We start from the raw sequence: 14300 nt of genomic DNA, 5'->3' as shown, positions 1-14300 counted from the left end.
GAATAGGTGGGGCGGCCACGCGGGCCTAAGATTCGTCTGGCCCTTCCGGGCTTGTCTCTTCAATAGACGCACAGAACACAGCTTGCCGTCCGCATGCCGGAACCGGCATGCCGTCGTTTGCTGCTAGTCTCCTGTCACGGTCCATCGATCCACTCAACAGTGTCGCGCCGTGACGTTGCTTCCGCTGCGCGTCGTGTGCCCCGATTCACCGTGGCTGCACGCTCCTTACGGAATTTTTTTGTTTGGTCTCCCCGGCCTGTCGGAAATATTTCGCAAGGAACCGTTGAAGTTCTTTTAACCGGATGGTGGCGGTGGCAGCACCGCGATCATCGTTCAGGTAATGTCATCATGCGTAAGTCATTTGTCGGTAAGTCGCTCGTTGTCCTGTTCTCCTGTTTGATCCTTTCCTCCTGCACCAAGTCCCCGCCGCCCTCCGCCGACAAACCGGTCGACGTGGTGCTGGTCGGCGCCGGTGTCATGAGCGCCACCCTGGGCACGATGCTCCATGAGCTGCAGCCCGGCCTGACCATGCAGATGTTCGAGCGCCTCGATACGGTCTCGGCCGAAAGTTCGGACGCGATGAACAACGCGGGCACCGGCCACTCCGGTTTCGCTGAACTGAACTACACGCCGGAAATGCCGGACGGCAGCGTCGAAACGAAGAAAGCCGTCGACATCAACGAACAGTTCGAAGTGTCCAAGCAGTTCTGGGCCTACCAGGTGCAGAAGGGCTACCTCGGCGATCCGCGCACGTTCATCAACAACGTGCCGCACATGTCGTTCGTCTGGGGCGATGACAACATCGCCTTCCTGCAGAAGCGCTATGCCGCCCTGCAGAAGGAAAACCTGTTCAAGGGCATGATCTACACGGAAGACCAGGAACAGCTGCGCAAGTGGATTCCGCTGGTCATGAACGGCCGCGACAAGAACCAGAAAGTGGCGGCCACGCGGATGGAAATCGGCACCGACGTCAACTACGGCACGCTGACGCGCAGCATGGTGAAGCACCTGACGGAGAAGGGCGGCATGACGCTGTCGCTGCGCCACCAGGTGGAAGACATCACGCGCGGCACGGATGGCAACTGGAACGTCACCGTCAAGAACCTGGCCGACAACTCGATGAAGACGGTGCGCGCGAAGTTCGTGTTCATCGGCGCCGGCGGCGGTTCTTTGCCGCTGCTGGAAAAGAGCGGCATTCCGGAAGCCAAGGGCTTCGGCGGCGTGCCCGTCGGCGGCCAGTGGCTGGTCACGAGCAATCCCGAACTGATCAAGCAGCACAACGCGAAAGTGTATGGCAAGGCTTCCGTCGGCTCGCCGCCGATGTCGGTGCCGCACCTGGATACCCGCATCATCGATGGCAAGCAGGCGCTGCTGTTCGGCCCGTTCGCCACGTTCTCGACGAAGTTCCTGAAGAACGGTTCGTGGATCGACCTGCCGGCCTCCATTGGTGGCGACAACGTCAAGCCGATGCTCGAAGCGGGCTACGACAACATCCCGCTGACGAAATACCTCGTGCAGCAGGTGATGCAGTCGCCCGAAGACCGCCTGGCCACGCTGCGCGACTACCTGCCGGAAGCGAAACTGGAAGACTGGACGCTCGTCAACGCCGGCCAGCGCGTGCAGATCGTCAAGGATGACCCGAAGAAGGGTGGCCTGCTGCAGTTCGGCACGGAGGTCGTGAGCTCCGCCGACGGCACGATGAGCGCGCTGCTGGGCGCCTCGCCGGGCGCCTCGACGGCCGCGCCGATCATGCTGAAGGTGCTCGAGAAATCGTCGTTCAAGGGCCAGCTGGCCACGCCGGAATGGCAGGCGAAGATGAAGGAAATGGTGCCGTCGTATGGCCGCAAGCTCAATCCCGACGCCGCCTATGCGAACCAGATCCGCCAGCAGAGCAGCGCCGTGCTGGGCCTGAAGGCGATCACGCTGGACGTTCCGGCGACCGCGCAGCAGTAATCCATCGCCCAACAAAAATCCCCCTCCATGCATGGCATGGAGGGGGATTTTTTTATGCGCATTCCGTCCGTTTATTTCGCTTGCTGCTTCAGGTGCTCATCGAGCCAGCCGATCACCGTGTGATGCCACTGGATCGAATTGGCTGGCTTCAGCACCCAGTGGTTCTCGTCCGGGAATACCAGCAGCTTCGATTTGATGCCTTGCCGCTGCAGCGCCGTGAAGGTGCCCAGCGCCTGGGCGGTCGGGATGCGGAAGTCCAGGTCGCCCTGGATCACGAGCATCGGCGTTTTCCACTTCGTCACGTGGTGCACGGGGTTGAACTTCTCGTAGCCTTCCGGGTTCGCGTACGGCGTGCCGCCGTTTTCCCATTCGGTAAACCACAGTTCTTCCGTCGAGTAGCCCATGCCGCGCTGGTCGAACACGCCGTCGTGGTTGACGATGCACTTGAAGCCGTCGCTCCAGTTACCTTCGATCCAGTTCATCATGTAGCCGCCATACGAGGCGCCCAGTGCGCAGGCGTTCGACGTGTCCAGCCACGGATACTTCTGGCCCGCGGCGGCGAGGCCTTTTTTCAGGTCTTCGAGCGGCTTGCCGCCCCAGTCGCCGCTGATCGAATCCGTGAAGGCCTGGCCATAGCCGGTGGAGCCGTGGAAGTCGATGAACACGGTGGCATAGCCGGCGCCGGCATACACCTGCGGATTCCAGCGATAGCTCCACGAGTTGCCGAAGCTACCCTGGGGGCCGCCGTGCACGAGGAAGGCCACCGGATACATCTTGCCGGGCTCGGCGTTCCACGGCTTCATCACGTAGCCATGGACCGTTTCGCCGTTGGCGCCGGCGAACGAGAACTGTTCATACTCGCCCATCCTGATGTCCGCCAGACGCTCGCGGTTGGCGTGCGTGAGCTGGGTGGCCTTCGTGCCTGCCAGTTTGAACAGCTGGGCGCCATCGCGCAGGCTGTTCTGCGTCATCACCACGGTATCGCGCTTTGCGTCGAACTCGGCGACATAGCCCTGGTCCGTCAGCGCGCTGACCTTGCCGCTGGCCGCGTCGAGCGAGAACAGGCGGTGGTTGCCCACGTCGTCGGCATTGGCCAGCAGCGCCTTGCCGTCCGGGCGCCAGCGGTAGTCGGCGATCGAACGGTCCCAGCTCTCGGCCAGCACGCGTTTCTTGCCGGACGCAACGTCCTGCAGGACCATGTGGAAGCGGTCCGCCTCGAAGCCGGGGCGCTTCATCGCCAGGTAGGCCAGTGTCTTGCCGTCCGGAGAGAACTGCGGCTTGGTGTCCCAGGCCGGATTGTCGGCCGTCAGGTTGCGCGGTGCGGCGCCGCCCGCGGCCGGCACTTCATACAGGTCGAAGTTGGTCGACCATGCCTCGCTCTTGCCCGCCACGCGCACCGAGAACACGATGCGCTGGCCGTCCGGGCTGAACGTGTATTCGCCGCGGTCGCCGAACGGCTTGCTGGTGATGTCGCCATCGAGCGTGCCGGACAGGCTCGTTGCGGTGGACGCGGGTGCCGCGCCCAGTGACACGGTGTGCAGCACATTGCGCTTGCCGTCCGCCCACGTATCCCAGTGGCGCACGAACATCTGGTCGTACAGCTTGCCGGTGGCCTTGTTGGCGGCCTGGTCGTCGTTGCGCTTCTTCGTGCAGGCCAGGTCGGCGCAGTCGCGGAAGACGGCCATCGTCACCGCGAGGCGGTCGCCTTTCGGGGACACGTGGAAGCTGTCGACATCCACCGGCAGGTTCGTCACCTTGACGGCCTCGCCACCGCCGGCAGGCAGGCGCCACACCTGCGCAGAGCCGGACCGGCTGGACAGGAAGTACAGGGCATCGCCGCTGGCCGACCATTCCGGGTCGAAGCTGCTCGATTCATGCGACGTGAGCTGCTGCGGCACAGGCTTGGCGGCGCGCAGGTCGATCATCCACAGCTGGGTGATGCCACGGTTCTTTTCCAGGCTGGTGCTGCGCACCGTGTAGACGACGCGCGAGGCGTCGGGCGACAGCACGGGGCTGCCTACCCGGTCCATGCTCGCGAGGTCTTCGATGGTCAGGCCGCGTGGCGCCGCCATCGCAAGGGGCGCAGCCGATAGGGCAACGGCCGCGAGGGCGGCGCTGGTTGCCAGCAGGCGTAGGGTCATCCGGTTTCTCCGATGTAAAAGGGGAGGCCGGCACGCGCCGGCCAAGGCGCGCATGATAGCAAATGACAATCCAACAGCAATCGGAGGGCGGTGTCAGACATCTTTTCCGGAGTCTTTCCCGGAAATGGTGTCTGACACCACTAGTGTCCGGACGTTGGTCCGGATGGCGTCTGTAAGCTACTGATTCCACGCGAGATTTCGACGGTTTGGTCTGGTCTCGATTTCAATTTTGAGCGCAGACTTGGGCCTTTTGCTGGCAACCGCGAAAGGCTCCCATGCATCAGGGCAAACTCGTCTTTGCGCAGATCATGACGCATCTGCCACTCACCACGTTTCGACGCTGCGTCGCAGCCCACCAAGGTCACTACAAGGTCAAGACGTTTTCATGTCTTGACCAGTTCTTGGCGATGGCATTCGCTCAGCTCACCTATCGCGAATCGCTGCGTGACATCGAGCTCAATCTCAGGGCTCAAGCAGCCCGGCTCTATCACATGGGCTTCCGCTGCAAGACGATCTCCCGTAGCACACTGGCCGATGCAAACGAGACGCGGCCATGGCAAATCTATGCCGATCTCGCAGCGCATCTTATCGGCATTGCCAGACCTTTGTACGTTGGTGAGGAACTGGACGTCGACCTCAAAAATACTGTGTATGCGTTCGACTCGACGACAATCGATCTATGCCTGTCGGTCTATCCGTGGGCACCATTCAAGTCGACCAAAGCAGCCATCAAACTTCATACACTGCTTGATCTACGGGGCTCTATACCAAGCTTCATCCATATCTCGGACGGCAAAATGAGTGACGTCCGAGGCTTCGACAGACTGACGATTGAACCAGGCGCTTTCTACTTGCTAGATCGCGGCTACCTCGATTTCGAACGTCTCTACAACCTCAATTTGATGGGCGCGTTCTTCGTCTCGAGGGCAAGAAGCAACACCAAGCTTAGGCGTCGTTACTCGCATTCAGTCGACTGCGCCAACACGAATGTGGAATGCGATCAGACCGTTGTGTTGGCGATCCCAGCGACCGCTTCGCGCTACCCAGACGCATTGCGACGCGTGGTCGTGAAGGACGAAACGGGCAAGCGCATCAGCTTTTTGACGAACAATTTTTCACTGAGCCCGGAGACGATCGCGGGCCTCTACAAGCAGCGGTGGCAGGTCGAACTGTTCTTCAAGTGGATCAAACAACATCTACGCATCAAGGCGTTTTATGGCACCAGCGAGAACGCCGTGAAGACCCAAATTTGGATCGCAATCGCGACCTACGTCCTGATCGCCATCGCAAAAAAACGCCTCCAACTACCCCAAAGTCTCTACGAAATTCTACAGATTCTCAATCTGGCAATGTTCGAAACTTCCCCATTAAATCAACTACTTAGCGGAGCAGACAACGATGATCTACAAAAAAGCGAGCAGATTCAGCTCGCTCTCCTATGAGAAACGTCCGGACACTAGTGGTCGGACACCGGTTTTCCCTTGATGCAAAGACGCCATTGCTCATCAGGGAACACCGGTGTCCGACACATTTTCCGGAAACAGCGCCCGGAAAAAATGTCCGACACCAGAGAACCGGCGCCGTCAGGTGTGCCGCCAGGCACGAGGACACGAACTCAGCGTGGTGCTACCGGCTCGGTGTCCAGCAGTGCAGCAGCGGCATGCCCAGTGCCGGCCTGATCGAACGGCAGCCCGTCGAGCGACACGGGTTCGACGATGGGGGCGCCGCGCCGCCGGGCGCGCAGCTTCGACGACATCTCGTACGCGGCCTTGCGCACGCGGTTGACGGCGCCCAGCGGCCGGTGGGCGGCGAGACCGTGCCATGGCGAGAAGCTCATGCATTCGTCGATCGCCGCCGACAGCGCCTCGCTCCAGCCGATCTGCGGCGGCGCGATGAGGCGTGCCACGGTCACGTAGGGACTCAGTTCCTCGGACCACTCGGATGACGCATCCTCGATCGGCATTTCCTCGATGTTCGTGCAGAACTGCACGCGCAAGTCCCACTCGCCACCTTGCACGGCGAAGTGGTCGGAAACGACCTTGCGCAGCACGTCCGGATCGGCGGAATAGTCGACCGGCGCGTCCTTCAGGGTTGTCAGGCCCACGGCGGTCGGCACCAGCGCCACCTTGGCCATGTACGGGCCGAACAGGATCGGTACCTGGCTGTAATAGCTGTCGCCGAGCGGATGGGTGGCGGGTTGGCCGCCCATGCCCTTCAAGGCCGCGCTGTCGGTACCGGCTTTCTCGATGGCCCGCTCGACTTGCCGCAGCGCGGCCGACAGCATCTTCTTGAGCGCGGGCGCCTTGTCGGTGGTGGCGGCGAGCATCTTCAGACCGCCAAGGAAGGCTTTTGGCCCCGCGTTCAGGAACGTGGTGCCGTTGACGAGCACGAAATCCTGCGTGGCATCGTCTTCGCTGCCGGGCAGGCGCGGCCCCTGCGCGCCGATCACCTTCAAGGCCACGCCGCGCGGCGTGGAGACGCTGTCCTCGAGCACGTCGCCGGGCGTGGTCGACAGGCGCATCACGACAGGATAGCTGGCGGGCGTGGCTAACAAGCCCTGTGCCAGCACGGAGGGCAGGTCCGGCAGCACGCGCAGTTCGGCGCGCAGCAGGCCATGGCTCTTGGCGTGCACGCTGCGCAGCGGCTGGCCGGTGTCCTTGAAGGTCGTGTCCGCGATGGCGTGCAGCACGTCGAGCAGTTCGGCCTGCGTGTCGCCTTCATCGGCTTCGGGCACTTCGTAGCGCGGGTCGTATTCGATCGGTGGGCGCATGGCTGCTCCTTGGCATTGATATGGACCAGACGATTCTCGTGCGCTTGTAACTTGTTGTCTGTGAGCCACCAAACAATGCGGCGAATAACGCCGGCCCCCTGCAAAAAAAGGCGCTGCCTCGCGGCAGCGCCTTCATGTCTCCTCCGCTTCTCCGGCGGAATGGTCGGGACTCTTTACGGGTACAGGCCGCGCACTTCGCGCGCTTGCAGCACGCGCGTGCAGGCCAGGATGAAGGTGGCCGTGCGCAGCGACACCTTCTTGTCCTGCGCCACTTCCCACACGGCGCTGAAGGCGTCCTGCATGATGCGGGTCAGGCGGGCGTTGATCTCGTCCTCGCTCCAGAAGAAGCTGGAGAAGTCCTGCACCCACTCGAAGTAGGAAACCGTCACGCCACCGGCATTGGCCAGCACGTCGGGCACGATCAGGATGTCCTTGTCGTTCAGGATGTCATCGGCTTCGGGCGTGGTCGGGCCGTTGGCGCCTTCCAGGATGATCTTCGTGCGGATGCGTGGCGCGTTGGCCGCGGTGATCTGCTGTTCCAGCGCGGCCGGGATCAGGATGTCCGAAGCCACGTCCCAGAACGCGTCGCGGTCGAGGAAGGCATCGGCACCGGGGAACCCGTTCACGCTGCCGGTCTCGGCCACGTGCCGGTGCAGTTGCGCCACATCGAGGCCACCCTCGCTGACGATGGTGCCGGCATGGTCCTGCACGGCGACGATCTTCGCACCAGCCTCGGCGAACATCGTGGCGGCCACGCCGCCCACGTTGCCGAAGCCCTGCACGGCGACGCGGGCGCCGGCAATGGCCACGCCGCGCTGGCGCGCCGCCTCGCGGCCCACGACGAACACGCCGCGGCCGGTGGCTTCGCGGCGGCCCAGCGAGCCGCCCAGCGAGATGGGCTTGCCCGTCACTACGCCGGTCGACAGGTTCCCTTCGATCATCGCGTAGGAATCCATCATCCACGCCATGACCTGCTCATTGGTGTTCACGTCCGGCGCCGGGATATCCTTGGTCGGGCCGATGATCAGGCTGATCTCGCTCGTGTAGCGGCGGGTCAGGCGCTGCAGTTCGCCTTTCGACAGCAGCTTCGGATCGACGCGGATGCCGCCCTTGGCACCGCCGTAGGGCACGTTGACGGCGGCGTTCTTCACCGTCATCCATGCGGAAAGGGCCATCACTTCGGACAGGGTCACGTCCTGGTGGAAGCGCACGCCGCCCTTGCCGGGGCCGCGCGACATATTGTGCTGCACGCGATAGCCCTCGAAGTGGGCGATGGAACCGTCGTCGCGCTCGATGGGCACGTCGACGGTGAGGATGCGCTTCGGACGCTTCAGCGTTTCCACCCAGCGGGACAGGGCGCCCAGGTGGGGCGTGACACGGTCGATCTGTTGCAGGTACTGGCCCCATGGGCCGAGGTCGTCGGCATTGAGGTAGGAAGGCAGTGCGTGGTTCGGCATGGGATTCGTCATGGTATGACTCCTGTCTCTCGCTTGTTTTGTGATTGGGCAGTGGCTCTTGCCAGCGAGATGAATCATAGGATGCACGGCGATTTTCCGGCCAATGCCGCTTGCGCATCCGGCCATGCAAAAAATGCATAACGTGTGATTTGCGTGAATCCCGGCACGCGGCGGCGTCAGCGCTCCGACACGGTCATGCGGCGTTTCGCCCTGGCCGGCTGCAGCTGCTCTTCGAGGAAATCCCACAACTCGGCCACGAGCGGCTTGCCCGGGCGGGCCGGGGAGGGGCGCTCGCGGTACAGGCGGATTTCCATCTCGATTTCCCAGCTGCCCCGCTCATCGGCGGGCGCCAGCAGCTTCTGCTTCACTTCGCGCGTGACGGCCGATTCGGGGAGGAATGCAATGCCGCGGCCTTCCAGCGCCATCATCTTCAGGCCTTCGGCCATGTCGGTTTCGTAGCGCTTGTCCAGGTGCAGGGCAGGTTTCGCATCGGCGAGGATCAGGTCGACCATGCGGCCCAGGTAGGCGTTTGTCGTGTAGGACAGGAAGGGCAGCGGCGCCGCCTTGCGGCCGGGCAGCGTGAATAGCGGCTGCCTGGCCTTGTCGCTGCGCGCATAGGCGCGCAGCGCTTCGCGGCCCATCACCAGCATGTCATAGCGGCCCGGATCGAGCTGCACCGGCTGGCGCGGATGGTGGTAGCACAGCAGCAGGTCGCAGCCGCCCTCGACCAGTTGCAGCACGGCGTCGTGCACGTTCAGCGCCATCAGCCTGCTGTGGATGGGGCCGAAATCATCCTCGAGCTTCGTGATCCACTTGGGCACGAATGTCAGCGACAGCGTGTGCGGCACGGCCAGGTCGATCGTCGTCTGCGCGGCCACGCGCTTGTGGCGCAGCAGCTCGCGCACGCCGTTGATCTGGCCCAGCATCTCCAGCGCCTGCTCGTAAAACACGTGGCCGGCCGGCGTGAGCCGCGTGGGGAACGTGGTGCGGTCGATCAGGTCGGTGCCGAGCCAGTTTTCCAGCGACTGGATGCGGCGCGAGAACGCCGGCTGCGTCACGTGGCGCAACTGCGCCGAGCGGCTGAAGTTGCTGGTCTCGACCAGGGAGATGAAATCTTCGAGCCATTTGGTTTCCATCGTGTTTTCCGTAGTAGCGACGAGCCGCTATTCTAACGACCGGTGTGACCGTGATCGTATGCGGCGGCCTGGACCGCCAAGCGGCGTCGGCATGTCACGCGCCGGGCCCGAGGATGTTGCCGAGCACCGCCGCCAGCGCGTCGAGCTGTTCCTGGGGGGCGTGCCTGAGCAGTTCGGCGCAGGTTTCACGGGCCGTGAGCAGCGCGTTGTCGAGCAGGTTGTGGCCGGCCGGCGTGATGGCCGCGAAACCTACGCGGGCGTCGCGCTCGTCCGCCATGCGGGCCACTAGGCCCGTTTTTTCCATCGGCAGCAGGGTGCGGGTCACGCCGGATGCCGTGAGCCCCTGGCGTTCGGCCAGGTCGACGCGGCGCAGCCGCCCACCAGGGGCTTTCGACAGGTGGTGCAGCAGCATGAAGTCGCTGAACGAGAGGCCGTGATGCCCGCCCAGCACGGCGTCCAGGCGGCGCACGACCGTGGCCTGGGCCCTGGCAAGGCGCAGGCAGAAGTCGAGGGCCGCGGCGCCGCGGTCGTTATCGGAATGGTTATCCATAATCGATCCTTGAAATATACTTGAGTCCTCAAGTATATTTTAAGAAGTTGCAACGCGCCATAGAAATCGCTGCGCAGCCAGCCGCGGCAAACAGGAGTATCATTCAGGGATGAACCAACGCAGATCATTCCTCAAGAAATCGGTAGCCGTCGCGTCCGCATTGAGCATGCCCGCGCTGGCCCGTGCGGCCGTGGCCGCTCCGCATGAACGCATCCTGCGCTTCCATAACACGCACACGGGCGAGTCGCTCAAGAGCGTGTTCTGGGCGGAAGGGCAGTTCATTCCTGAAGCGCTGCAGGACATCAACAAACTGTTGCGCGATCACCGCAGCAATACGATTGCCACGATCGACCCGGCATTGTTGCTGCTGGTGGATAAGGTCGCCACGCAATTCGGCAGCAATAACGTGGTGCACATCATTTCCGGCTACCGCTCGCCGGAAACCAATGCGAAGCTGGCTGCCGCCAGCGGCGGCGTCGCCCGGCACAGCATGCACCTGGAAGGCAAGGCGATCGACCTGCGCATTCCGGGCAAGGATTTGAAGCACGTGCACAAGGCGGCACTGGCGTTGAAATCCGGTGGGGTCGGGTATTACCACGACTCGCAGTTCGTGCACATGGATACGGGGCGGGTCAGACACTGGTAAGCACTGGTGGCGCTGGACAGCGCTACCCGCTACTGACGTAAGAACCGGTGCCAGGCACGTTCCCGTTCGTGGGGAACGTGCCTGGCACCGGTGCGCCTGCCTGGTTTATTTGGCGGTGCCGGCGAGGTAAGGATAGGGATTCACCGGCGTGCCTTCCCACCATTTCTTGTCCGCACCCAGTTCAAAGATCGCAAAGTGCAGATGCGGCGCATTCGGGTCGGAGTTGCCCGTCACGCCCACGTAGCCGATCATCTGGCCGCGCCGGATGGTATTACCTTCCTTCAGCTCTGGCGCATAGCTGTCCAGGTGAGCGTAGTAGTACGCGTATTTTTCCGATGGATCGAACTGGTAGACGGTCAGGCCACCCGGTTTGCTCGTGAACAGCTTGGCGATCTTGCCGTCGGCAACCGCCAGCACCGGCGTGCCTTTTGGCGCCGGAATGTCCAGCGCCTGGTGCTGCCGCTCCGTGCCGCGCGGCTGGTTGAACGTGTCCGCCAGTTCACGGGGACTGACGCCGGCGACCGGCAGCAGCAACGGGCCCGTCGATGGCTTGACGTCGAGGTCGAACGTGGTGGCCGCAGGGTTGACCGGTGCGGGTGCCTGTACTTCCGGCAAGTCCTTGGCGGGCAGGGGAACGCCCGCTGCCGGTGCCGGGGCAGGCGCAGGCGCGGGGGCCGGAGTGGCAGGTGCCGGGGCCGGTGTCGCCGCGGGTGTCACGGCGGTGTCCGCAGGGACGGTCGCTGGCACATCGCGCCCCAGCCACAGCACCGCTCCCACCACGCCCAGCACGGCGCCCAGCAACAATGTCAGCAGCCATTTCATGATGCGCCTCCGTCTGTTTTAATCTTGCAGGATGACCTCGAAGCCCGGCGTGACCACATTGGCCACCTTGGCGGCGTCCCAGTTCGTCAGGCGGATGCAGCCGTGCGACTCCGTCTTGCCGATCTTGGACGGCACGGGCGTGCCGTGAATGCCGTAGTGTTCCTTCGACAGGTCGATCCACACCACACCCACCGGGTTGTTCGGGCCGGGCTTGATCATGGCCTTGCCCTCGCCGGGCTTGGCATCCCAGAACAGTTTCGGGTTGTAGCGGTAGTCGGGATTGCGGCCCACGCCGTTGATCTTCCACGTGCCGACCGGCAGCGGATCGTGTTCGCTGCCCGTGCTGGCAGGGAACTGGGCAATGACCTTGCCGCTTTCGTCCAGCAGCGACAGCGTGCGGTCCGAGTCGTCGACGACGAGTTTCGCGGCCGCCGGCAGCGGCCCTGTCGCACCCGTGTTCGGTACCAGGATCGTTTCACCCGCCCGCATGAAATTCTTGCCGGGGTTCATCTGCTTGAGCAGTTCCGGGCTGGCGTGGAAGCGTTCGCCCAATGCCTCCTCGATGGTTTCGTAATGCAGCGACGCCAGCTTTGCCTTGTCGCCCATCGATTCCGGCACGGGGCCGTACGGGCCTTGCACGTCGACATCGGTGATCGTGTAGGAGCCAAGGATGGGCTGGCGGTCTTCCAGCGCATTCCAGGTGGCCTGGTCCATCGTGCCGGTCACTTGCAGGCCCCGTGCCTTCTGGAAGCCGGCGATCGCTTGGCGCATATTGCTGCCCACCTTGCCGTCGATCTCGCCGGGCGAGAAGTGGGCACGGTCGAGCAGGACCTGGGCGCGCAGGTCGGCTGGCACGGCATCCGGGGTGATCGGGGCCTGGGGCGCAGGCACCTGGCCCGGTTGCGCGGCCTGGGCCGGTTGTGCGGGCGGTGCCGGCTTGCTGGCCGGCGTGGTTTGCGCATGCGCCAGCGGCGCAGCGACGAGCAGGGTAAGCAGTAATTTTTTCATGACCCCAGTGTGACGCCGCACTGGTCGTCGTTCTGTACGGCAGCGTACATGTGCGCTCGGCAGGACGCGCTGGCGTACGACAGCCCCATGAAAAAAGCCGCCGGGCGAACCCGGCGGCTTTTATTTATTGCACGCTACGCTGGCGATCAGCGCTCGCCCCACGGACGGCGCGGTGCGTCGGAACGCGGTGCGCTGTCGCGACGGAAACCGCCGCCTTCCTTGCGGGCCGGCGCGCCTTCACGGCGGAAGCCGCCTTCAGGACGCGGTGCGCCTTCCTTGCGGAAGCCGCCTTCCGGACGGCCTTCGGCGCGGAACGGGGTGCCTTCGCTACGGTAGTGGCTGCTGTCGCGGGCAAAACCACCGTCACGCGGTGCGCCATCGCGCGGGGTGAAGGTGCGCTGGCCCGGCTTGCGGCCTTCGCCCGGCTTCCAGCCCGGACGAGCGGCGGAGCGTGGCGCCGCCGATTTCTTCGGCTCGAGACCTTCGACCACGTTGACCGGGATCGATTGCTTGGTGAAGCGTTCGATGCGGCGCACGTTCATGTTTTCAGAGTGGTTCACCAGCGAGATCGCCAGGCCGTTGCGACCGGCGCGGCCCGTGCGGCCGATACGGTGCACATAGTCTTCGGCGAACTTCGGCAGGTCGTAGTTGAACACGTGCGTGATCGTCGGCACGTCGATGCCGCGCGCGGCCACGTCGGTTGCCACCAGCACCTTGACGGTACCGCGACGCATGCTGTCCAGCGTGCGGTTGCGGGCGCCCTGGTGCATGTCGCCATGCAGTGCGGCGGCCGAGAAACCGGCGATGTTCAGGCGGTCGGCGATCGTGTCGGCATCGCGCTTGGTGGCCGTGAACACCACGGCCTGGTCCAGCGATTCATCGCGCAGCAGGTGATCGAGCAGGCGGTTCTTGTGCGACAGGTCGTCCACGAAGTGCACGCGTTGCGTGATGTTTTCGTGCTTGTTGGCGGCCTGCATGATCTGGATCGTCATCGGATCCTTCGTGATGCGGCGCGCCATGTTGCCGACGGTGCCTTCCAGCGTGGCCGAGAACAGCATCGTCTGGCGCGTTGCCGGCGTGGCGGCGACGATCTTTTCGATGTCGTCGATGAAGCCCATGTCCAGCATGCGGTCGGCTTCGTCCAGCACCAGGATTTCCAGCTGGGAGAAGTCGATCTTGCCCGATTCCATGTGGTCAATCAGGCGGCCCGGCGTGGCCACGATGATCTCAGGATTGCGCGACAGCAGTTGCATCTGTTTCGGATAAGGCATGCCGCCCAGGATCGCCACGGCTTTCAGGCGACGCAGGTTGACGGCATATTTATCGGTGTTCGTGGTGACCTGCAAAGCCAGTTCGCGGGTCGGGGTCAGTACCAGCATCTTCGGCTGGGCTGCCTTGAAACGCGGGCGCTCGCCGCGTGCCTGGGCGGCTTGCTTTTCCTGGTTCGGCGTGCGGCCGGCCGACTCCGCTGGCGACAGTTCGGCCAGGCGATGCAGCGACGGCAGCATGAAGGCCGCGGTCTTGCCGGAGCCCGTTTGCGAGGAAACCAGCAGATCCTTCCCGGCCATTGCGGCAGGCAAAGCTTGCTCCTGGACTGGCGTCGGCGTGGTGTAGCCGGAATCGGTCAGGGCTTTCAGGATGGATGCGTGGAGACCTAGTGCTTCAAAACTCATGTATATCTTTCGTAAAATTGCGCGTTCCTGCAGAACGCAACATAGCTACGCCAACCGAACGAAATGACTCTATACAACATGAATAGAAATTTCGGCACAAAAGCTTTGCGCCGGGACGGTGTCATGCAGCGATGATTTGCGGCG

General features: G+C 63.5%; 11 protein-coding genes. 3 read left to right on the top strand and 8 right to left on the bottom strand.

Annotated elements, in window-relative coordinates:
- The first annotated feature begins 348 nt into the window (after window positions 1-348).
- Window positions 349-1953: a malate dehydrogenase (quinone) gene (mqo, locus tag EWM63_RS02765; protein ID WP_130185177.1), complete on the top strand. Its 1605-nt coding sequence runs from the start codon at window positions 349-351 to the stop codon at window positions 1951-1953.
- Window positions 1954-2024: 71 nt separating this feature from the next.
- On the opposite strand, the gene EWM63_RS02760 is transcribed toward mqo, so the two are convergent.
- Entirely contained in the window at window positions 2025-4094 is a 2070-nt protein-coding gene (locus tag EWM63_RS02760) for a S9 family peptidase (RefSeq protein ID WP_130185176.1), read from the bottom strand.
- A gap of 275 nt (window positions 4095-4369) precedes the next feature.
- Between EWM63_RS02760 and EWM63_RS02755 the strand changes: the two genes are divergently transcribed.
- Complete coding sequence (locus EWM63_RS02755; RefSeq protein ID WP_130185175.1) at window positions 4370-5536, top strand: IS4 family transposase; 1167 nt, start codon at window positions 4370-4372, stop codon at window positions 5534-5536.
- Window positions 5537-5709: 173 nt separating this feature from the next.
- On the opposite strand, the gene EWM63_RS02750 is transcribed toward EWM63_RS02755, so the two are convergent.
- The 4 genes from EWM63_RS02750 to EWM63_RS02735 form a co-directional block, all read right to left on the bottom strand.
- Entirely contained in the window at window positions 5710-6864 is a 1155-nt protein-coding gene (locus EWM63_RS02750) for a catalase family protein (protein ID WP_207221232.1), read from the bottom strand.
- A gap of 173 nt (window positions 6865-7037) precedes the next feature.
- Window positions 7038-8333: a Glu/Leu/Phe/Val family dehydrogenase gene (locus EWM63_RS02745; RefSeq protein WP_130185174.1), complete on the bottom strand. Its 1296-nt coding sequence runs from the start codon at window positions 8331-8333 to the stop codon at window positions 7038-7040.
- 164 nt (window positions 8334-8497) lie between these two features.
- The gene (locus tag EWM63_RS02740; protein ID WP_130185173.1) at window positions 8498-9457 is read right to left on the bottom strand and encodes a LysR substrate-binding domain-containing protein; all 960 of its coding nucleotides are present in this window, start codon (window positions 9455-9457) and stop codon (window positions 8498-8500) included.
- A 94-nt stretch (window positions 9458-9551) separates the two neighbouring features.
- On the bottom strand, window positions 9552-10007 hold the full coding sequence (locus EWM63_RS02735; protein WP_130185172.1) for a MarR family winged helix-turn-helix transcriptional regulator: 456 nt from the start codon (window positions 10005-10007) through the stop codon (window positions 9552-9554).
- A gap of 109 nt (window positions 10008-10116) precedes the next feature.
- Here EWM63_RS02735 and mepK point away from each other — a divergent pair, with 109 nt between their 5' ends.
- Window positions 10117-10653 carry a peptidoglycan L,D-endopeptidase MepK gene (mepK, locus tag EWM63_RS02730; RefSeq protein WP_130185171.1) on the top strand — a complete coding sequence of 179 codons (537 nt, stop codon included), beginning with the start codon at window positions 10117-10119 and terminating at the stop codon, window positions 10651-10653.
- Between the two features lie 105 nt (window positions 10654-10758).
- On the opposite strand, the gene EWM63_RS02725 is transcribed toward mepK, so the two are convergent.
- The 3 genes from EWM63_RS02725 to EWM63_RS02715 all read right to left on the bottom strand — a co-directional run bounded on the left by EWM63_RS02725 (window position 10759) and on the right by EWM63_RS02715 (window position 14156).
- Window positions 10759-11475 carry a M23 family metallopeptidase gene (locus EWM63_RS02725; RefSeq protein ID WP_130185170.1) on the bottom strand — a complete coding sequence of 239 codons (717 nt, stop codon included), beginning with the start codon at window positions 11473-11475 and terminating at the stop codon, window positions 10759-10761.
- Window positions 11476-11493: 18 nt separating this feature from the next.
- Window positions 11494-12483 (bottom strand): L,D-transpeptidase family protein, encoded by a 990-nt coding sequence (locus EWM63_RS02720; protein ID WP_130185169.1) that lies wholly within the window; start codon window positions 12481-12483, stop codon window positions 11494-11496.
- A gap of 146 nt (window positions 12484-12629) precedes the next feature.
- On the bottom strand, window positions 12630-14156 hold the full coding sequence (locus EWM63_RS02715) for a DEAD/DEAH box helicase (RefSeq protein WP_130185168.1): 1527 nt from the start codon (window positions 14154-14156) through the stop codon (window positions 12630-12632).
- Between the last annotated feature and the right edge of the window lie 144 nt (window positions 14157-14300).

It is taken from the genome of Pseudoduganella lutea (assembly GCF_004209755.1).
Classification (GTDB): domain Bacteria; phylum Pseudomonadota; class Gammaproteobacteria; order Burkholderiales; family Burkholderiaceae_D; genus Rugamonas; species Rugamonas lutea.
Note: the sequence above shows the minus strand (reverse complement) of the source record. Positions and strands in the feature narration are given on the sequence as shown.